We start from the raw sequence: 18,553 nt of genomic DNA, 5'->3' as shown, positions 1-18,553 counted from the left end.
TCTAGAATAGATACTGTTTTCAAACATTATACTTAAAGCATATTTCTTCTAGAAGTAATCTCCTTTTTTATTTCTTTTAAATTGTTGATGTTTAAAAATACGATGGGCAGTAGAGCTAGAGGCAGAATAATGAATGTGTATTGACCATTCTTATAAGCCGATATAATACCAATCGCAAGTAATGCTATCAGTGCTCCAATTAGTATGCCGGTTAAGAACTTTATTGATTTCTCTTGTTTGAGCAAAGCTTCACTATCCATTTCGCTCAGATTTTTATTCTTCATATGTATAATTTGATAGTAGTTAAAAATGCTGTTGTATAAGTGCAGTGGTTGTTGCAAAAGTCTAAAAGGGGTGTGATTGTCCTGGATCAGTCGCCAATTTCACCCGTTCACAAGGCAAGAAATTGCTTATCTAGCCGCTGGGTTCATAGCTCTGTTGACTTTTGCAACAGCCACAACGATTATAGTAATCTGTCAAACTCACTTGGTCAAGCAATAGCCAACAGCCAGTTGAGCCGTAAATGAACCGTGCAAACGGCTGTCTGGTTTGTTAGTATTCACTTGGAGACCTGCCGAAAAATCGTAGTAAAAGCGCTTAGTGGGTAACTGCCGTTGCATGCCCCATAACAATCGGATATTTACGGAATTGCCTGACCCTAAGGGGTAGGTAGTATTAAAAAGACTTTGCTCTCCCCAGTGAGTAATAACTGGTGAGGTATAGTAAGCGCCTAAACTCCAGTAATTTCCACTGTTATACTGGATACTCTTACCAGCCGCTAGACGACGGTCTAAATTGTAGTAATAACGCGCACTTAAGCTGGCTTGAGCTGCCAATGATCGATACCAGATTGTGGGCTTATTTTGTTCGCTGTGGCTAATGTAACCAGTACGTAAACTGGCCACTGAGAGTACTGAAACATTACGAGTGACTCGTAGTTCATGGCTGATTCCAGGTCTAACCAAGTTGAACAAGCTTACTCGCCAGAGCGATTTTCTAAGCAATGGTGAGGTCAAATCGGATTGTGCGTTACTGGTTAAAGGGAATAGAGCGCAACTAATCATCACTAGTGAGGTAATAATATGTGTCCGCATTGTCGTGTTCTTTGAGAGAAGACCTTATTTGTATGAAGCTGGTTGGAAACCCTGCTATTAGTTCTATAATCTCGCTTATATGGGCCTTTTGACTGTACTATCCTTGTAAGCCAGCTCAATCCCGGAAAGCCGACTGCTTCGCCCAAATAGAGTAAAATTATGTTGTTTAGATAACCGCCTGGTGAACCAGCATAACCGATTATGGCCCTTGCTTATCTGTCCTACATAAGTATAAATGACAGTATAAAACGAACATTTCTTATGATTTCCATAAACAGGAAGGGTACGCTAAAGTTGTTACACAATCAGCATTATACTGATTAGTTTAAAATTTTAATCAATTTATAAAATAATTTCAACATTATATGGTATTTCTATCCTATATATTTCAATCACACGCCTTTTATCGTCACCGGTTTAGTTGGGTCAATTCGCAGCCATAGCAACGCGCTAACCAGCAGGCAACCCGCAATCATAAACAATGGGTAATTGAAGTTATTGGTGTGTTTGACGATGATGCCAAATAGGATGGTGATGAAAAAGCCACCCAACTGCCCGGCAAAATTCATGGCACCCGTTACCGAACCCGCGTTCCGCTGCCCAATATCTACGCATACCGCAAAGGCAACAGGTAAGGCCAGATCTTTAGCTAAAACGCAGATCGCCAGAAAGTAGCCCGCCAACTGATTGTCGGTGGTGAGACCGGCCAGCAGGAAGAACAGACTCGACAAACCCAGTCCGCCCACGCCCACCGCCCGACGACCTATTTTAAGGCCATAGCGCTTGCTGAGCGCATCACTTAACACTCCGCCCACCAGACAGCCAACGGCTCCCAGGAAATAAGAGAGTGAGATAAAGTTTTTCGTCTGGTCTTCGGTCATACCGCGCCCTTCCTGAAAATACACCGACGACCAGTTGGTGAAGAAATAGGACCCATAAAAGAATAGGTGGCACATCAACATCAGCGCCCATAAGTCGGGGTTGCGGAGAATGGTTTTCCACGGAATCAGGTGATCCGAATCTTTGATTTTTCGACCCCGTTCAATCTCCCGAACCTCGTCGAGATCAATACTCGAATGGGCCGCGGGTTCGTCGCGAAACCAGATGTACCAGCCTATAGCCCACACAACTCCCAGCAGGCCTAAAGCGCCAAACGCCCAACGCCACCCCGCGTAATGCACCAGCGGAATAACCAGTAAAGGCGTTAAGGCACCACCCAGCCGACCAGCAGCCCAGATAACGGACTGTGCCCGGCCTACCTCAACCGCCGGAAACCATCGGGCAATAACAATAGACGCATTTGGATAAGCCCCCGCTTCGCCAGCCCCAAACAGGAACCGGACCACCAACAGGTAAATAAAATTAAAGGCAGTGCCCGTAAGCATCGTGAAGCCGGACCACCAAAGTACCACCCGCGTCAGAATACGCCGGGGGCCAATTTTGTCGCCGAGGGAGCCGGTGGGGATTTCAAACAGAGCGTAGGCCAGCGAGAACGCGCCGAGAATCCAGCCAAATTGTTCATTGTCGAGATGGAGGTCGGCTTTAACATATTTGCTCACTACGTTCATGCAAACGCGGTCGAGGTAGGTAATGGTCGAGAGCAGAAATAAACCCGCCAGAACGCGGTAGCGAACCTTCATAAAGGAGATGATGAAGTGTGTAAAAAAAAGGAGTAGGGTAAAGATAAGTTGGCTGATCGGAAAAGCAACAGATGTCACTGATTGTCAGTAAGTGACATATATTTTATTTGGTAGGATTGCCTGATCTGATCAATTTGTATTGAGGAATTCGTTAAATCAGCCCAAACGCTTCTGACATCCTAGACGGAAAAATAAACTCGGTCACTCTCGTTCCACCAACCGTTGACCGCCGTACTTTTACAGTATGTCGACCGTAACCATTGCTCCACTTGCCGAAAGCCTTCCCGCTTTCCTCGATTCCTACGATTTTTCGGCCATCGCCGTCATTGCCGATAACCATACATTTCGTTTCTGCTACCCTGAGTTGAAAGCGCTTTTGCCAAAGCACACGCTCGTTCGGATCAAATCGGGCGAAGAGCAGAAGCATCTGGCTACCTGCGAAATGATCTGGGATGCGCTGACCCGCGCTAATTTCGACCGTCATGCGCTGGTGCTGAATCTCGGTGGTGGCGTCATTGGTGATATGGGTGGTTTTTGTGCGGCTACCTACAAACGCGGTATTGCCTTTGCTCAAATACCCACTACCTTACTTTCTCAGGTAGATGCCAGTGTGGGCGGCAAACTCGGTATTGATTTTCGGGGCTTCAAAAATCACATTGGGGTGTTCCAGCAACCCAACGCGGTACTTATTGATACAACCTTTCTGACCACCTTGCCGGAGCGCGAACTTCGGTCGGGATTTGCCGAGGTGATTAAACATTGTCTCATTGCCGATGCCGCTAAGTGGGACGAAATTCGTCGGCGCGATCTTGAGGAGCAGGATTGGTCGGCGCTGGTAGCGCATTCTGTAGCCGTTAAAGAAAACGTTGTCGCGCAGGACCCAACCGAAAAAGGGCTTCGTAAAATTCTGAACTTCGGTCATACGCTGGGTCATGCTGTCGAGACTTATTACCTGACACAACCGCGCAAACGCCTTTTACATGGCGAAGCCATTGCTGTTGGTATGGTTGCCGAAGCGTTTATAGCGCATCACAAAAAAATGATCGACCAATCGCTATTGACGCAAATCGAAGAATATATATTTGCCGTATATGGCAATGTGCGGTTAGTCGAGGAGGACATCGAACCAATATTGTCGCTAACCTTGCAGGACAAGAAAAACAGGGGTCGTGAAGTACGAATGTCCTTACTGGATGGGGCCGGAAGCTGTGCATTCGATATTGCCGTAACGGCCTCTGAAATGCGCAAGGGACTTGAGTTTTACCGAGGCATAAATAAGTAGATAAATGTGGACGTATAGTATTGTTTAAGAAACATTTACGTCTATATTTGGGTTTGTTCAAATGTTGTCATCGCAGTTTATTTAATCTCAGTTATCTATTGAAAACTTTTTACAAACGGGAGTATGAAAAAGTGCATCGGAATTCTGTTTACGCTGGCTGTAATTGTGGTGGCGGGTTGCTCGCCGAGTAGGTTGTTTGTCGAGCATGACTACAGCTACGAAGGGCACTTCAAAAACTACGAATCGTTTAATTTTTTAGAATGTGAATTCGTCGATTCAACACTTCTCTGCTCCGATATTCAGGATGCAATTCGACACCAGATGGAAGCTCGGGGTTATCGGGTTAGTAACCGCAGCCCAAATCTGTTGATATCCTACAATATATTCCGGTCTGACCTGCGCTTCCGGGGCTACCAGCAACCGGTCATTAAAGACTGGGTGGTACGTGAAGATGACGACGCTACCTACAAACGAATTGACTACAATCTCGATGAAGGTACGTTGATGATCTCGCTCATCGACGCCGAATCGTATCAGGTTATCTGGAAAGGATACGCATCGAAAATGATGCGAAACCAGAACTTCAAGAACAACTATTTCAAAGGCATCGTCCGATCTATTTTCGATCAGTACCCCTTAATGGCTACAGCCAGATAGTGTAGGGCGGACATCTTGTCCGCAGTGTAAGAGGCTTGAATGGCTTTTGTATACTGCGGGCAGGATGTCCGCGTTACTTTCGACTAATACAGATAATCTAGGGCGGACATCTTGTCCGCAGTGTATGAACTTAAACGTCTTTCTACACTGCGGACAGGATGTCCGCGTTACTTTTTACGACGGTCTGCGTATACTGTATATGCACGAACCGTACCGCCGACGTTTGCCACATATCATGCCGCCTGGCGAAACGCTTTTTATCACATTTAGGCTTAATGGTACTGTTCCTTACACTGTGTTACGTCAAATGCAGGAGGAACACAGTCGGCTTGTTCAACAACATATCAAAGAAAATGAGTCGATAGAAGCTGTTAAAAAACGGCTGGAAGGTAGATACTTTGTGCTGTTTGATCAGTACATAGATAGCTGTATGGGTTCTATAAACTGGTTGCAGAATGCTGAAATTGCTGAACTGGTTAAGGGTAGTTTATTTTTCGGAGATGGCACCTCCTATGATCTACATGCCTTTTGCATTATGCATAACCACGTTCATGTGCTGTTAACGAATTTATGCGAAGGCGTGCCGTTTTATAAAATACTACAACGTTTAAAAACGTATATGGCTGTTCGGGCAAACCGGATACTAAATCGTGTAGGCCAACCATTTTGGCAACCTGAGAGTTATGATCACTCTGTAAGGAATGCGAAATCATTCGAGCGGATAATTGCCTACATCTTGAACAATCCAGTTAAATCCGGTCTGGTTGACAATTGGGAGGACTGGCCGCATACATACTGTAGACACGAGTAACGCGGACATCCTGTCCGCAGTGTAAAAATGATGAGCAACTCGCTTACACTGCGGACAGGATGTCCGCGTTACTTCGTCAACTCTTTAAAAATTCCTTCCAGTGAGTTTTCCTGTTGACGCAGGCCGACAAGTGTTAGGTTCTGGTCGGCGGCAAGCCGGAAAATAGCTACCCGCAGGTCAGTGTTCGGCATGGCGGTTATCCGGTATTGTCCGCGCTCTATAGGTTCCACACGTTCAACGCCCGGTATGGAGGTCAATACATCCGGGTTGGCTAATGGGCCTTCAAACTCAGCGACAACAACAAGGCTGGCATTTGCCGAGGCACTTCTTAGCTGGCTTAAAGGTTGATCGGCTACAATAACCCCCCGATTAATAATAATGACACGGTCGCAAATGGCTTCTACTTCCTGCATGATGTGGGTAGAGAACAACACCGTTTTGTCGCGTCCGGCTTCCCGAATAACCTGACGGATTTCGGCGAGTTGATTCGGGTCGAGGCCCGTTGTTGGTTCATCCAGAATCAAAACAGGCGGATTATGCAGCAAAGCCTGCGCCAGTCCAACGCGTTGGCGGTAGCCTTTGGAAAGCTGTCCGATACGCTTGTGCTGTTCGCGGCCCAGACCTACCAGCTCGATCATATCTGATATGCGTCGACTCAGGTCGGTTCCGCGCATGCCATGCAGTGACCCGGCAAAACGCAAATATTCTTTTACGTACAGATCCAGATAAAGTGGGTTGTGTTCGGGCAGATAGCCTACACTCCGCCGAACGTCCATAGACTGAGTCCTGACGTCGAAGCCATTTACCTCCACTGTGCCATCGGTAGGAGGGAGGTAGCCTGTTGCAATCTTCATAGTCGTGGACTTGCCCGCACCGTTTGGTCCCAGAAAACCGACGATTTCACCCGCCTGCACAGTAAGTGAAATTTGATTCACAGCCCGTTGGTGATTGTATTCTTTCGTAAGATTCTGGACTCGGATAGACATGCTGACTGTTGACTAATAAAGGATAAACGACAAACAGCGTACGACTGGCATGTACGCTATGTGAAAGTAACGTACAAAAAACCGGAAAGAATTTCTATTTTTATCGGTTTAACATCAATAGACATCGTTTTTCTTTCTCTGCCTATGTCGCTTTTACGAAAAAAGACCGTAACCCAAATCCTGAGTGATGCCGCCGAAGGTGAATCAAGTACACTGGTAAAGACGTTGGGCGTCCGTGATTTAACCTCCTTTGGCATTGCCGCTATTATTGGGGCCGGTATTTTCAGTACAATTGGATTGGCGAGTTATAACGGTGGTCCGGCGGTATCGTTGCTGTTTGTTTTCACGGCTATTGCCTGTGTATTCACGGCATTAAGCTACGCCCAGTTCGCCAGTACGGTGCCCGTAAGCGGTAGCGCCTACACCTACGCCTACGTCGCTTTCGGTGAGATTTTTGCGTGGATTATTGGCTGGGCGCTTATCCTTGAGTATGCTGTCAGTAACATGGTCGTTGCCATATCCTGGTCGGAGTATTTTACGTCTATGCTCAGTGGGTTTGGTATCACCTTCCCCAAATACTTTGCTACCGACTATGGCTCAGCGTCGCGCGCCTTTACGCTTGTTGAGCAAACCAGGCTAGCTGGAACATCGCTCGACACACTGCCCGAAAATACACGTCTTCTTGCCGATGCCTATGCCAATGCACCCGTTGTTGGTAATCTCCATCTTATTGCAAATCTGCCTGCCGGGGCCATAACCGTGCTTATTACAGCGCTGGTATATATTGGCATCAAGGAATCGCGCACAGCGAGCAACATTCTTGTTGTTCTTAAACTGGCGGTCATTGCTCTGGTCATTGGCGTGGGGGCCTTTTACGTAAAACCCGCTAACTGGTCGCCATTTGCACCGAATGGTATTTCTGGCGTGTTGAGTGGGGTGGCTTCGGTGTTTTTCGCCTTTATCGGCTTCGACTCGATTTCAACTACTGCCGAAGAATGCAAAAACCCCCAGCGCGACCTTCCCCGCGCTATGCTTTACTGCCTGGGTATCTGTACGGTTTTATATGTGTTGATTACACTCGTATTGACAGGAATGGTTAACTATAAAGAGTTGGGCGTGAGTGATCCACTAGCTTATGTTTTCCAAAAAGTGAACCTCGATTTTGTCGCGGGTGTGATTTCGGTAAGTGCCGTTGTTGCTATTACCAGTGCGCTTTTGGTGTATCAACTTGGCCAGCCGCGCATCTGGATGACCATGAGCCGCGACGGTCTTCTATGGAAGCGTTTTTCGAAGATTCATCCTACCTACAAAACGCCCTCGTTCGCTACCATCGTCACGGGTTTTCTGGTGGCTATTCCGTCGCTGTTCATGGATCTTAAGTTCTTTGTGGATCTTACCAGCGTTGGAACCTTCTTTGCCTTTATTCTTGTGTGTGCCGGTATTTTGTTTCTGGACGCCAAAGGGCTCACGGCACAATCGAAATTCAAGGTGCCTTATGTAAATGGAAAATACATCATTGGCCTGGTATTGCTGGCTGTACTGGCTTATGCACTGACAAAAGACGGACTGCTGCAAACTGTAGAAAGCAAGCCTTTATTAGTCGTTTTCTGGGCTGTTTGGGCGTTTATGGCAGTGCAGGGATTTCGTTACAATTTCTCGTTGTTGCCCGTCATCGGTGTGCTAACCAACCTCTATCTTATGACCGAATTAGGAGCCAGCAACTGGAAGATTTTCGGAATCTGGTTAGTAATTGGTTTGGTTATTTACTTTTCATACGGATTCAGAAAGAGTAAATTAGCCATACGGGAAAAGGCATTGGAGGTGTAAATTCATGGGATTACTTTCCAAAAAACATAATGTGCTGTTGAGGTAGCCGGTCGTCGTTTTTTAATAGTTTCAAGCCTATCGCCTTCATCTCTTTGGTTGCCTGCGGTACGCTCAATTTGTGAAGTTCTTTAATCTGAACATTAGGGTCTTCGGCGCGGTATTCGACTAGTACGATGCGCCCGCCCGGTTTTAAGGCCGATGCGATGTGGGACATCATTTCGCGTGGATACGAAAACTCGTGATAGGCGTCGATCAGAATGGCCAGATCAATACTATTAGCCGTTAATTTCGGGTCAGACTCTGTACCGAGTACAGGCTCTACGTTAATTATTTTTCGGTTGGCTTTTCCTTCGTTTAAGTAATCGATCATCTCGGGCTGAATATCAACCGCCAGAACTTTGCCTTTTGATACTTTCGGAGCCATCAGGAAGGTAAAGTAGCCTGTTCCGGCGCCAATATCAGCGACCACGTAGGTTGGCTTAAGCGCGAGTGCTTTCAGTAATAAGTCGGTGCGCTCTTCCTGCTCCCGCCCCGGACGTTCGAGCCACGATGCGCCAAGGTGGCCCATGACCTGGGCAATTTCGCGGCCCTGATAAAACTTGCCGATACCGTCGCGGCTGGCTCTATCAAGACGGTAAGCTGGTACCGAATCGGTTTGAACAGTCGCGGGCTGTTGCTGTGAGGCTCCCCGGCAACAGGAGAAGAGCAGCGTGAAAAGTAAAATCGGGATACGGTGCATGGCAAACGTGTTCGTGTATAGAGTATCAAACCATCCTGACGCAAAACAGTTGTTTAAAAAACAAATTACAACCTGATTATGAATCTAATCCTACATTTATTACTCGATGCCGCTGTCATTTTCGGTCTGGCGTATCTGATGCCACAAGTTGATGTTAAAAACTTTGGAACAGCTATTCTGATTGCTGTTTTGTTGGGCTTACTCAACTTCGTTATTGGCTGGCTTATTCGGTTTCCGCTTAATTTAGTTACGTTTTTCTTGTTGACCGGCATCGTTCGAATCATCGTCACAGCTGTTTTGCTGAAGCTAATTGATAGCTTTCTGGACAGTTTCACGATTGTTGGATTCTGGCCTGCGCTTGTTATTGCGCTGGCAGTAGCCGTTGCCGGAACGCTTATTGACCGCTCCGCCCCAACGCAGGAAATGGTAAACTCCGGCTATGTGGTTAGCGTATTGACGGATTTACGAATGGGATAATGCCAATAAAATAGTTTATTGGCATTCGACAAAGGTTTTTTAACCACAGAGGCACAAAGAGCACAGAGATCTAACGGGATAATTTCTACCCTATTGAACCTCTGTGCTCTTTGTGCCTCTGTGGTTAAAAAACCTTTCAGATCAACCTATTAACTTTAAATTGGCTTTCGAATAAATTAGTTGCTTCGTCGGCCACCCATTAAAATGCTCGCGTAGTAAAGTAAGGTTGCCAGTGAACCCAGCGCGGCTACGACGTAAGTCATGGCGGCCCACCAGAGTGCATCTTTGGCAAAGCCATATTCGCGTTCATTCACAATACCGCGCGTTTGAATCCAGGCCAGTGCCCGACGGCTGGCGTCGAACTCAACAGGTAGTGTTATAAAGCTAAAAAAGGTTGTTAGCGCAAACAGACCAACGCCCACTGCCAGCGGAAGCGGGGTTGTCCGAAGTAGCAGAATACCCCCCAGCAATATCCACTGCATATACCGTGATGAAAACGTCAACACCGGCACCATTGCCGACCGAAGTTTGAGCGGTGCATAGGCTTTCTGATGCTGCACAGCGTGACCGCACTCGTGGGCAGCTACGGCTGCTGAAGCAACACTACGGCCATAATACACGTCGGCGCTGAGGTTAACGGTTTTTTCCTGTGGGTTGTAATTATCGGTGAGCATACCTTCGACAGAAACAACGCGAACGTCGTAAATGCCGTTTTCATTCAGCATTCTCTGGGCCACTTCGGCACCGCTCAGGCCGTTGCTCAAGCCAATTTGTGAGTATTCATTAAACTTGCTTCGTAACCGCCAGCTCACGAATGCACTGGCACCGAAGATAAGAATCATTATTAACCAGATCATCTTTGTTCGTTAGGTTTGTGGTTTCAATTAAACGGCCAATGTATTGGCTCGTTATAGGTAAAACAACTATTGGGACGAAAAAGTATCCCAATGGCTTCACCATTTATCAAGCTGGGGAGCCTTTTGACAAGCTAAACCGCTCCCGAGTGAATAGATAGAAAAGTTGCCTAGTAACTCGCCTTTATGCGGTCGATGAGTTTTGTAGTCGAATAGCCCGGCACAAGCGCAACCGTTTCGACACGGCCACCCCGGCCTAAAACAAAGTCGGCCCCAACAATTGTGGCAACTGTATAATCATCGCCTTTCACGAGTACATCGGGTTTTACTGCCTCAATTAGTTCGAGAGGTGTTGGCTCGCCAAAGAGCGTAACCGCATCGACAAATTCGAGGGCAGCCATGAGCCGGGCGCGAGCGTATTCATTCACGACAGGGCGTAATGGGCCTTTTATACAGCTAACAGACTCGTCGGTATTCAGGCCCAGAATCAGGCGGTTGCCCAGGCTGCGGGCTTTTTCGAGGTAATCGATGTGGCCGAGATGAACGATGTCGAAGCAGCCGTTGGTAAAAACGATTTGCTGGCCTTCGGCTCGCCATTTTTCGGCTTGTTGAATTGCCTTCTCCCTCGTTAAAATTTTAGATTCGGTCATAAAAATAAGCTGGATTACCGCTCAAGTTTGATTGCTTTGGGGTCGTCCAGCACGTCCATAGCCATGGTTGTTTTATTGCTTCGGAACAGGACCACCAACAGCGAAATAATGCCCAGAATAATAATCATTATTGTCGACACACCATGAATGAAGGTAGCCAGTACTTGCCCATCCTGGCTGGTAAGGCCATACAGCAGTGCTACTTGGCCTACCAAGAGGTGGAAAGAACCAATGCCGCCCGGTGTTGGAGCTGCCATACCTAAGGAACCAACCACCAAAATCGTCAGACCCGCCAGTGGGCCTAAGTTTGCTGTTGCGGGCATGGCAAAGAATAACGAGAACGACATGAGGTAATACATCGCCCAGATCAGCAGCGTATAAAATACAAATGCCCCCGGCCGACGAATTTTTCGAACACTTAACAAGCCTTCCAGTAGTCCTTTTGCAAAGGCACTAACTTTTTGGTAGAGCGGATGACGACCCAGTGCCTCCCGGTACCGACTAAACAAAAACCATCCCAGCAATGCCAGACCCAATACAACGGCAACTGCCAGCAGCAATACCCCGGAACCACTAGAGCCTTTGGGGAGCTTGCCGCCAATAAATTCCATGAAGAATTGGCTCAATCGGTCAAATTCCAGAATAAACGTAGTACCTAGTAAAAGGATCAGCATCAGTAGATCGAACAAGCGTTCGGCTACAACTGTACCGAAACTAACATTAATCGGCACGCCCGACAGCCGGTAAAGCGTACCACAACGGGCTACTTCGCCCGCACGGGGCAGGGCTAAATTGGCTAGATAACCTGTTAATACACTGGCTGTTGTATCGAGCGAATTTGTGCGTTGCGGTACGACCGGTTCCAATAGAATACGCCAGCGTTCTGCCCGGCTCCAGTGTGCTACAATGGTAAATACCGCCGATAGTAACACCCATCGATAATCGGCGCCCTTTATTTTTTGCCACAAATCTGCTGCGTCGAGGTGACTTTGCTGGAATGTAAACAAGAGTAGCCCCCCGGCAATGGCCAGCGAGACAATGTACTTGATAATGTTTTTGAGATTCATATAGAAGTGGCACGGCTGGCAAGCCGAGCAGAGATGGTTACGAATGCGGCTATTCGACCGCGAAACAGAAAACTCCGCTACAAAGTAACGGAGTTTCGCTGAAACTGGGGTAAATGGTTAGTAAAAGGGCTATCCGTTCACTAATTGGTTATTCTCATTTGGGAAAACTACGGTTGGCTTGTGCATCCTAGCTTCTTCTGCGGTCATCATGGCGTATGCTATGATAATGACAATATCGCCAACCTGTGCCCGGCGGGCGGCTGCCCCATTCAGGCAGATAATTCCGGAACCGCGCTCGCCTTTAATAACATAAGTAATGAGCCGTTCGCCGTTGTTATTGTTAACAATATGAACCTGTTCGTTTTCGAGTAAGTTGGCCGCGTCCATCAGGTCTTCATCAATGGTGATGCTGCCAACATAGTTTAGTTCAGCCTGCGTGACTTTAACTCGGTGCAATTTTGATTTTAATACGGTAACAAACATGATAATTGAGTAATATCAATCAATAACTAATAAATAGCCATCTCGGGTTCAATATCCCGCGCCCAGGCGTTAATTCCCCCATCCAAATTGAAAAGATTTGTCAGGCCACCCTGTGCGTAGAGGTATTGAGCTACGTTGGCCGACCGGATACCGTGATGGCAATAAACAATAACTGGCTTGTCGGTCGGAATACGTTTCCGGTTGTTGGGAATCATGCCCACCGGAATCAGAACGGCTCCTTCCAGATGGCAAAGTTCGAACTCGGGACGTTCGCGCACATCGAGCAGGAAGAGGTCTTCGCCCAATGCCAGCCGATCTGCTAATTCCTGAACGGATATTTTTTGCGGACCTAAAGCAGCAGGATTAGGTCTGGAGCCCGCCGAAATCAAGCCTTCGCGGGCAATCTTCTCCGCGTCGGCCCGGCGCTTTGTTTTAATCTTTTGCTGACTCATGTTCAGCAGATCGACCATAAGCAGGTGTTCACCAAGCGACTGACCAATGTCTGTAATAAGTTTTATGACTTCGTTGGCCTGGTAGGTGCCAATAACGCCAGGCAATACGCCCAATACACCTGTATCATTACAATTGGGAATTTCAATGTCGTTTGGGTACTCCGGGAAAAGGCACCGGTAAGTAGGGCCCCGTTTCCCATCGCCGAGGTCGGCATTTAGTACTGCCACCTGACCCTCAAATCGATGAATGGCCCCATACACGAAGGGTTTACCCTGCGCAACGCATACGTCATTCACTAAGTAGCGTACCTTGAAATTATCGGTGCAGTCCACTACAATATCATACGCGTCAATAATGGCGCGGGCGTTCGTGATGTCCAGAGCCGTTGTGAATGTATCGAACGTGATGTCTGGATTAAGTCGGTTTAAATGGTTTATCGCGGCCTTCACTTTAGGTTTACCAACCTCATCGGTCGTGTAAAGAACTTGCCGTTGCAGATTGCTAAGGTCAACAACATCAGGATCAATGACACCAATTGTACCTACCCCGGCCGCTGTTAAGTATAGCAGTACCGGGCAACCCAGACCACCCGCGCCCACTACCAGAACACGGGCATTTTTGAGCCTTAACTGGCCCTTTGTGCCAATTTCCGGTAAGTTTAAATGCTTCTGATAACGTTGTTTTTCGGCAGGTACCAATGTTGTCGCTTCCATAATGTTGCAATAATAGGCAACCCAAATTAGTGTTGCATTAATCCAACAGATTTAGACTATCTAAAATTGCATGTAGATAAGCCCAAGGGTAAATATTTAGTAAACGTTATGGGTGTGCATTTTTTTAGTACTATTGCCCCGACAAAATCCTAACGATTCTCAACTATGAACTATCTGCGTTTTCCAGCAAATGGTATTACATTTCGGCCACCGCTAACGCTTGGTCTGCTGGCTCTCACTCTGACACTTAACGCTCCATCTGTCGATGCGGGCATCAATCCCCACAATCCATCTGTTGCTCAACCAACTCATCTGTTGAAGAAAGGCAAATGGGAAACGCTGTTCGATGGTAAAACCCTGTCGGGTTGGCATGTTTACCTGAAAGAAGGACAGCCTGTGACCGAGAAATGGACTGTTGATGATGGGGCTATTCACCTTACGGCGGGTGGTGTTGGTGATTTAGTGACAAACAAAGAGTACGGCAACTTTGAGCTGGAAATCGAGTGGAAAATTGCCGAGGGTGGAAATAGTGGTATTATTTTCCACGTTCACGAGGACCCCCAGTTTAAGGCTACTTATCAAACGGGTCCTGAAATGCAGGTGCTTGATAACGAGCGTCACCCGGATGCTAAACAGGGGCGGGATGGTAACCGTACGGCGGGTTCGCTCTATGATCTACAAAAGCCCGTTACACTCGGAGCAGCTAAACCGGCAGGTGAATGGAACAAGGCTCGTTTGGTCATCAACAATGGCAAAGCGGAGCAGTACCTGAACGGCAAAAAAACCGCCGAATATCCAACCAGTGGCCCCGAGTGGGATAAAATGGTATCGGAGAGTAAATTTAAAGGGTGGGAAGGCTTTGGTAAATATGCTACCGGCCATATTGCCTTGCAGGATCATGGCAATAAGGTATGGTACCGCAATATTCGGATACGCGAACTGTAACTAACGTGAAAGAGTGAAAGAGCGAAAGAGTGAAAACTGCTGCGCCAACTAATCACTCATTTACTCACTCATTCTTTCATTCACTCATTATGATACGCCGATCGGCTCTCAAAACGCTTACTGGTACCGCATTGACGCTACCCTTGCTGTCTGACTCATTTGCAAGTTCTATGGCACAATCCGAACAAACAGCCCCTTTGCTGAAAGGGCACATCAATCACTCCGTTTGTAAGTGGTGTTACAGCAAAATTCCGCTCGAGGATTTCTGTAAAGCTGCTAAAGAAATTGGCATCAAGTCGATTGAACTACTCAATCCAGACGAATGGCCAATCGTGCAAAAACACGGCTTAACGGTCGCTTTGCCACAAGGTGCAGGCAAGGGTATCAATGACGGCTTCAACAATCCAAAATTTCATGACGAGCTGGTTGCCAGTTACGAAGCGATTTTTCCAAAACTGAAAGCTGCGGGCTTAACGACCGTTATTTGCTTTTCGGGAAATCGGCGGGGCATGAGCAACGAAGAGGGGCTTGACAACTGTGCCGTAGCGCTGAAACGTCTGATGCCAAGTGCCGAAAAGCATGGTGTCACCATGATCATGGAATTGCTGAACAGCAAAGTCGATCACAAAGATTACATGTGCGATCATACGGCCTGGGGCGTCGAATTATGCAAACGCGTCGGGTCCGAAAACTTCAAGCTGCTGTATGATATTTACCATATGCAGATTATGGAAGGCGACATTATCCGCACCATACGGGAGCATAATAAATACATTGGTCATTATCATACCGGTGGCAATCCCGGTCGTAACGAGATCGACGAATCGCAGGAACTATACTATCCAGCTATTATGAAGGCCATCGTGGATACTGGTTTCAAAGGCTTTGTGGCTCAGGAATTCATCCCTAAACGTGATCCGCTCACCAGTTTGAAAGAAGCGGTGATGTTGTGTGATGTGTAGACGGTAGTATTAGGAGCGAATAGCGAGTAGTAGAAGTGCAGATGCGTTGTTGTCGTTGAGCCTACTATTACTCGCTTCTCACTCCTATTACTTCAAAATATAATTCTTATACTCCCCAATTCGCCAGCCTGTCAGGTTTTCCATAAACGTCAGAAATCGAACTCTGGGGGTGTAGCGTTTCTGACTGGTATCGAATGTGAATGGCCAGTTCAGCCGATTTACGCGGGCCTGCATTACGGCTGGATGTGTGTCTGTGAAATGTGCCAGTGAATCAATGTGGCCATAGTCGAATGCATCAACGCCGGCATCGGCTTTGGCTATATTTTCGCCTGTATTCCAGAAGTGATTAGCATTACGAAGCCGTTTTTTCTGGGTTTCGGGGGGCTTTACCCACCCATAATGGTAAATGTAGGCGTCAATTAATTTTACCCTTAGTTTCTTGTTGTCGCGGGTTCGGAAGCCCTGAGCATCCTTATAGGACACAATGTTGCCCGTATTGCGAATTACCCGAACTTCCCGCCTATACCACCGCCGGGAGTCGCCTACGTAGTTGTATGAGCCGTAAAAATGTAGGTAATTGAAGAGTAGTCCGTCTACATGTTTATCCGTCACGTACCGCTGCATGGCCTCCCGAACCACCGGGATATATTTCTCATGTAGTACCTCGTCGCCCTGAATATAAAAAGCCCAGTCCACATCCGGCGAAATGGCGGCCAGCGCTTTATCTGTTTCCTTTGCCAGCACGCGACCACCGGCTTTCGCGTTTTCATCCCATGTCGTTCGAATGATTCGAATTTTATCCGACGACATTGCCTCAATCAATCCAATTGTGTCATCGTCTGAATCGCCAACGGCAATGACAAATTCGTCGCACAGGGGCAGGACAGAGGTAATGGCCTCAATAATTGGGTAATCGAACTGGATGGCATTTCGGATAAAACTGAATCCGGCTACTTTCATAAGATACAGGATGAATGGACGACAAAGGCCAAAGATAAGACCGTTTCACAATTCGCCGTCTTAATCCTGGCCGGGGATGTTTACTTAATTGCGAAGCATTTTTTGGCTGACAGGTTGTCCGTTCGCATTCAAGTGCAGGAAATAAACTCCGGGTGTAGAGGGCAGTGACCCGGCAGATAATACTTGTCTGTGCTCGCCCGCTGGCTGACCAAGCCAAGATGTATTATGAACGGTTCGCCCGCTGTCGTCTGTAATTGTTAGTTGTAAATCAGTACGTTGCTGGAGTTTATAAAACAGAGTAACATCGCTGGTCGATGGATTTGGGCTGATCGTGAGTTTATAGTCATCAGTAGGTTCTGTCGCCAGTACTTCTGAGCCAAAGGGTATAATCGCGTTGTCTATCCATTCCAGCCGATTTTTAACCCAGGATTTCAGGTAGTCAACTTCCTGCTGATAGGTTTGTCCCACATAGCCATTTGGCCAGACATAGGTGCCAATAATGGGCCAACGCTGGAAATTACGGGTTCGGGCTTCGGTAAGTTCGGTTGCCACCGAATCTATATAAGCCTGAATTCGCTCCGTTTTGAGAACATTCTTGCGAAGTGCCTGATATTTGATACGCACATTGTTGGCAAAGCGACGGTCACTAAGCAACCGGTCCCACCAAAAGGGCATTTGATACGTATCGGTTGGGCAGATGCTATTGAAACTGTAGACCCATCCCTGATACGGGTTGCCGTTACAGTAATTGGCATTGCCATAGGTGAGGTTATAATCCCAAATGGGACCCATAATTAACTTCCCTCCTTTGCTATCACGATCTTTATAAAAATAACTGCTTAACCGATAACCGTCAACATTCTTACATACCTCAGTTAACAGTAGATAATCGACAAACGAATCGTCGTTGATGTATTTGCGGTAACCTGTGGTGGAATCCTGATATTGAGCGCCTTTCAACGAATTCTCAAAATCGGTAACGAATTGTTTCGCATACTGGAATTGGGTTTCGGCAAGATCTTCGGGCTTTGGTCGGTCAATCTGAATGGGAATCAGTTGTCCATTTGAGCTTCTGTAAGGCGAGTTCCACGACCGTGAAGGCGACCCTTCTGTTTTGTCTAGTTTAAAAATATAGCCCCCTGTCAGTGCATCGCCCGATATATCAGTTGGTTTGATGCTACTAACATTGACCCGGTTTTTGCCCCGTTTGATCTTCTCGAAAAGAATGTAGACGCCATTGTAACTGCCGTTTAAAATCACCTCGCAGTAGCGATACCGGGGCGTAAAAAAAGGGCTTATCTGTCGATTTAAGTCATAGGTCAGCGTTTCCCGAATAAGCGTTTTGTCGTTGTAGGTTGCGTTTAAGACCCAATCTGATTCGGAGGGCATGCCAAGCAGCGAGGCATTAATGGAATTTATACCAGAACTATCCCGAAGTTCAAAACCATAAGGCTTTTTGGGGAATAACTGTTGGGATGTTGCCCCCCGCATTTCAATGCCAATTTTACTGATGAAAGCAGGTTTGTCTACTACATCGTTGCGTTTACCCGCACCGTTATCAATGATACGAAGTTCAGCCACGAGTTTAGGTTCGTCAGGTATGGACTGCCCATTTGTATTGATAATGATAATTGGTAAATTTGATGTGCTCAGTATTTGGCCTAAACCGGTACTGTTGAATAAACTGATATTGAGAAATAAAACAAGCCAAATGATACGCATTGTCCATAAATTTTATCTATAAAAATACGGCTATTTTATTGGACGAAACGAGTTGATTTTCATTAAGTTATATTTTAAAGTTTTTTAATTTGCTGACCTATAATAACTTATTTAAAAATTAAATAATTTTTACTGAGTATTTGTACTCAATTAGTCTTAAGTAATTATGTATTTATTTATAGGATTAAAGTCCTGATAAGCATTTAAGTATATAATGAGTAAAGTTGACAT

Annotated in this window: 18 protein-coding genes; 7 read left to right on the top strand and 11 right to left on the bottom strand. The window is 46.7% G+C overall.

Annotated features, from left to right (window positions below):
- Positions 1 to 32: 32 nt before the first annotated feature.
- Complete coding sequence (locus tag CWM47_RS08680) at positions 33 to 284, bottom strand: redox-active disulfide protein 2 (protein WP_100987607.1); 252 nt, start codon at positions 282 to 284, stop codon at positions 33 to 35.
- Between the two features lie 1,202 nt (positions 285 to 1,486).
- The gene (locus CWM47_RS08675; RefSeq protein WP_100987606.1) at positions 1,487 to 2,734 is read right to left on the bottom strand and encodes an MFS transporter; all 1,248 of its coding nucleotides are present in this window, start codon (positions 2,732 to 2,734) and stop codon (positions 1,487 to 1,489) included.
- Between the two features lie 244 nt (positions 2,735 to 2,978).
- Between CWM47_RS08675 and aroB the strand changes: the two genes are divergently transcribed.
- The 3 genes from aroB to CWM47_RS08660 all read left to right on the top strand — a co-directional run bounded on the left by aroB (position 2,979) and on the right by CWM47_RS08660 (position 5,484).
- On the top strand, positions 2,979 to 4,016 hold the full coding sequence (gene aroB, locus CWM47_RS08670) for a 3-dehydroquinate synthase (RefSeq protein ID WP_100987605.1): 1,038 nt from the start codon (positions 2,979 to 2,981) through the stop codon (positions 4,014 to 4,016).
- Between the two features lie 123 nt (positions 4,017 to 4,139).
- Positions 4,140 to 4,673, top strand: a complete 534-nt coding sequence (locus tag CWM47_RS08665; RefSeq protein WP_100987604.1) for a DUF4136 domain-containing protein — start codon at positions 4,140 to 4,142, stop codon at positions 4,671 to 4,673.
- Positions 4,674 to 4,797: 124 nt separating this feature from the next.
- Complete coding sequence (locus CWM47_RS08660) at positions 4,798 to 5,484, top strand: transposase (RefSeq protein ID WP_157815924.1); 687 nt, start codon at positions 4,798 to 4,800, stop codon at positions 5,482 to 5,484.
- 68 nt (positions 5,485 to 5,552) lie between these two features.
- Here CWM47_RS08660 and gldA read toward each other — a convergent pair whose 3' ends face one another.
- On the bottom strand, positions 5,553 to 6,470 hold the full coding sequence (gldA, locus tag CWM47_RS08655) for a gliding motility-associated ABC transporter ATP-binding subunit GldA (RefSeq protein ID WP_100987602.1): 918 nt from the start codon (positions 6,468 to 6,470) through the stop codon (positions 5,553 to 5,555).
- 144 nt (positions 6,471 to 6,614) lie between these two features.
- Here gldA and CWM47_RS08650 point away from each other — a divergent pair, with 144 nt between their 5' ends.
- On the top strand, positions 6,615 to 8,297 hold the full coding sequence (locus CWM47_RS08650; RefSeq protein WP_100987601.1) for an amino acid permease: 1,683 nt from the start codon (positions 6,615 to 6,617) through the stop codon (positions 8,295 to 8,297).
- Between the two features lie 10 nt (positions 8,298 to 8,307).
- Here CWM47_RS08650 and CWM47_RS08645 read toward each other — a convergent pair whose 3' ends face one another.
- A complete protein-coding gene (locus CWM47_RS08645; protein ID WP_100987600.1) occupies positions 8,308 to 9,036 on the bottom strand; it encodes a class I SAM-dependent methyltransferase in 729 nt (242 codons plus the stop codon).
- 78 nt (positions 9,037 to 9,114) lie between these two features.
- Here CWM47_RS08645 and CWM47_RS08640 point away from each other — a divergent pair, with 78 nt between their 5' ends.
- A complete protein-coding gene (locus tag CWM47_RS08640) occupies positions 9,115 to 9,513 on the top strand; it encodes a phage holin family protein (RefSeq protein WP_100987599.1) in 399 nt (132 codons plus the stop codon).
- A gap of 176 nt (positions 9,514 to 9,689) precedes the next feature.
- Here CWM47_RS08640 and CWM47_RS08635 read toward each other — a convergent pair whose 3' ends face one another.
- The 5 genes from CWM47_RS08635 to moeB form a co-directional block, all read right to left on the bottom strand.
- Entirely contained in the window at positions 9,690 to 10,355 is a 666-nt protein-coding gene (locus tag CWM47_RS08635) for a zinc metallopeptidase (RefSeq protein ID WP_100987598.1), read from the bottom strand.
- Between the two features lie 182 nt (positions 10,356 to 10,537).
- On the bottom strand, positions 10,538 to 11,017 hold the full coding sequence (gene rfaE2 / locus CWM47_RS08630; RefSeq protein WP_100987597.1) for a D-glycero-beta-D-manno-heptose 1-phosphate adenylyltransferase: 480 nt from the start codon (positions 11,015 to 11,017) through the stop codon (positions 10,538 to 10,540).
- 14 nt (positions 11,018 to 11,031) lie between these two features.
- Positions 11,032 to 12,084, bottom strand: coding sequence for a lysylphosphatidylglycerol synthase transmembrane domain-containing protein (locus CWM47_RS08625; RefSeq protein ID WP_100987596.1), 1,053 nt, complete (start codon positions 12,082 to 12,084; stop codon positions 11,032 to 11,034).
- Between the two features lie 129 nt (positions 12,085 to 12,213).
- Positions 12,214 to 12,567, bottom strand: a complete 354-nt coding sequence (gene panD, locus CWM47_RS08620) for an aspartate 1-decarboxylase (protein ID WP_100987595.1) — start codon at positions 12,565 to 12,567, stop codon at positions 12,214 to 12,216.
- Positions 12,568 to 12,593: 26 nt separating this feature from the next.
- The gene (gene moeB, locus CWM47_RS08615) at positions 12,594 to 13,733 is read right to left on the bottom strand and encodes a molybdopterin-synthase adenylyltransferase MoeB (protein WP_100987594.1); all 1,140 of its coding nucleotides are present in this window, start codon (positions 13,731 to 13,733) and stop codon (positions 12,594 to 12,596) included.
- A gap of 165 nt (positions 13,734 to 13,898) precedes the next feature.
- Here moeB and CWM47_RS08610 point away from each other — a divergent pair, with 165 nt between their 5' ends.
- Positions 13,899 to 14,678: a 3-keto-disaccharide hydrolase gene (locus tag CWM47_RS08610; RefSeq protein WP_100987593.1), complete on the top strand. Its 780-nt coding sequence runs from the start codon at positions 13,899 to 13,901 to the stop codon at positions 14,676 to 14,678.
- A gap of 89 nt (positions 14,679 to 14,767) precedes the next feature.
- Positions 14,768 to 15,640 (top strand): hydroxypyruvate isomerase family protein, encoded by an 873-nt coding sequence (locus CWM47_RS08605; protein WP_206170621.1) that lies wholly within the window; start codon positions 14,768 to 14,770, stop codon positions 15,638 to 15,640.
- A gap of 87 nt (positions 15,641 to 15,727) precedes the next feature.
- Here the strand turns inward: CWM47_RS08605 and CWM47_RS08600 are convergent, their stop codons facing one another.
- Together CWM47_RS08600 and CWM47_RS08595 are read right to left on the bottom strand one after the other, a co-directional pair.
- Positions 15,728 to 16,600 (bottom strand): glycosyltransferase family protein, encoded by an 873-nt coding sequence (locus CWM47_RS08600; protein WP_100987592.1) that lies wholly within the window; start codon positions 16,598 to 16,600, stop codon positions 15,728 to 15,730.
- Between the two features lie 84 nt (positions 16,601 to 16,684).
- The gene (locus CWM47_RS08595) at positions 16,685 to 18,181 is read right to left on the bottom strand and encodes a CotH kinase family protein (RefSeq protein WP_240625783.1); all 1,497 of its coding nucleotides are present in this window, start codon (positions 18,179 to 18,181) and stop codon (positions 16,685 to 16,687) included.
- Between the last annotated feature and the right edge of the window lie 372 nt (positions 18,182 to 18,553).

It is taken from the genome of Spirosoma pollinicola (assembly GCF_002831565.1).
GTDB classification, from domain to species: Bacteria; Bacteroidota; Bacteroidia; order Cytophagales; family Spirosomataceae; genus Spirosoma; species Spirosoma pollinicola.
Note: the sequence above shows the minus strand (reverse complement) of the source record. Positions and strands in the feature narration are given on the sequence as shown.

Bases quoted from the DNA above. Each gene is read 5' to 3' on its own strand.
- CWM47_RS08625 (WP_100987596.1), bottom strand. From the start codon at position 12,084: ATGAATCTCAAAAACATTATCAAGTACATTGTCTCGCTGGCCATTGCC.
- CWM47_RS08645 (WP_100987600.1), bottom strand. From the start codon at position 9,036: ATGCACCGTATCCCGATTTTACTTTTCACGCTGCTCTTCTCCTGTTGC.
- gldA (WP_100987602.1), bottom strand. From the start codon at position 6,470: ATGTCTATCCGAGTCCAGAATCTTACGAAAGAATACAATCACCAACGG.
- CWM47_RS08610 (WP_100987593.1), top strand. From the start codon at position 13,899: ATGAACTATCTGCGTTTTCCAGCAAATGGTATTACATTTCGGCCACCG.
- CWM47_RS08680 (WP_100987607.1), bottom strand. From the start codon at position 284: ATGAAGAATAAAAATCTGAGCGAAATGGATAGTGAAGCTTTGCTCAAA.
- CWM47_RS08665 (WP_100987604.1), top strand. From the start codon at position 4,140: ATGAAAAAGTGCATCGGAATTCTGTTTACGCTGGCTGTAATTGTGGTG.
- CWM47_RS08605 (WP_206170621.1), top strand. From the start codon at position 14,768: ATGATACGCCGATCGGCTCTCAAAACGCTTACTGGTACCGCATTGACG.
- aroB (WP_100987605.1), top strand. From the start codon at position 2,979: ATGTCGACCGTAACCATTGCTCCACTTGCCGAAAGCCTTCCCGCTTTC.
- panD (WP_100987595.1), bottom strand. From the start codon at position 12,567: ATGTTTGTTACCGTATTAAAATCAAAATTGCACCGAGTTAAAGTCACG.
- CWM47_RS08640 (WP_100987599.1), top strand. From the start codon at position 9,115: ATGAATCTAATCCTACATTTATTACTCGATGCCGCTGTCATTTTCGGT.
- CWM47_RS08675 (WP_100987606.1), bottom strand. From the start codon at position 2,734: ATGAAGGTTCGCTACCGCGTTCTGGCGGGTTTATTTCTGCTCTCGACC.
- CWM47_RS08600 (WP_100987592.1), bottom strand. From the start codon at position 16,600: ATGAAAGTAGCCGGATTCAGTTTTATCCGAAATGCCATCCAGTTCGAT.
- rfaE2 (WP_100987597.1), bottom strand. From the start codon at position 11,017: ATGACCGAATCTAAAATTTTAACGAGGGAGAAGGCAATTCAACAAGCC.
- moeB (WP_100987594.1), bottom strand. From the start codon at position 13,733: ATGGAAGCGACAACATTGGTACCTGCCGAAAAACAACGTTATCAGAAG.
- CWM47_RS08650 (WP_100987601.1), top strand. From the start codon at position 6,615: ATGTCGCTTTTACGAAAAAAGACCGTAACCCAAATCCTGAGTGATGCC.
- CWM47_RS08660 (WP_157815924.1), top strand. From the start codon at position 4,798: ATGAACTTAAACGTCTTTCTACACTGCGGACAGGATGTCCGCGTTACT.
- CWM47_RS08635 (WP_100987598.1), bottom strand. From the start codon at position 10,355: ATGATTCTTATCTTCGGTGCCAGTGCATTCGTGAGCTGGCGGTTACGA.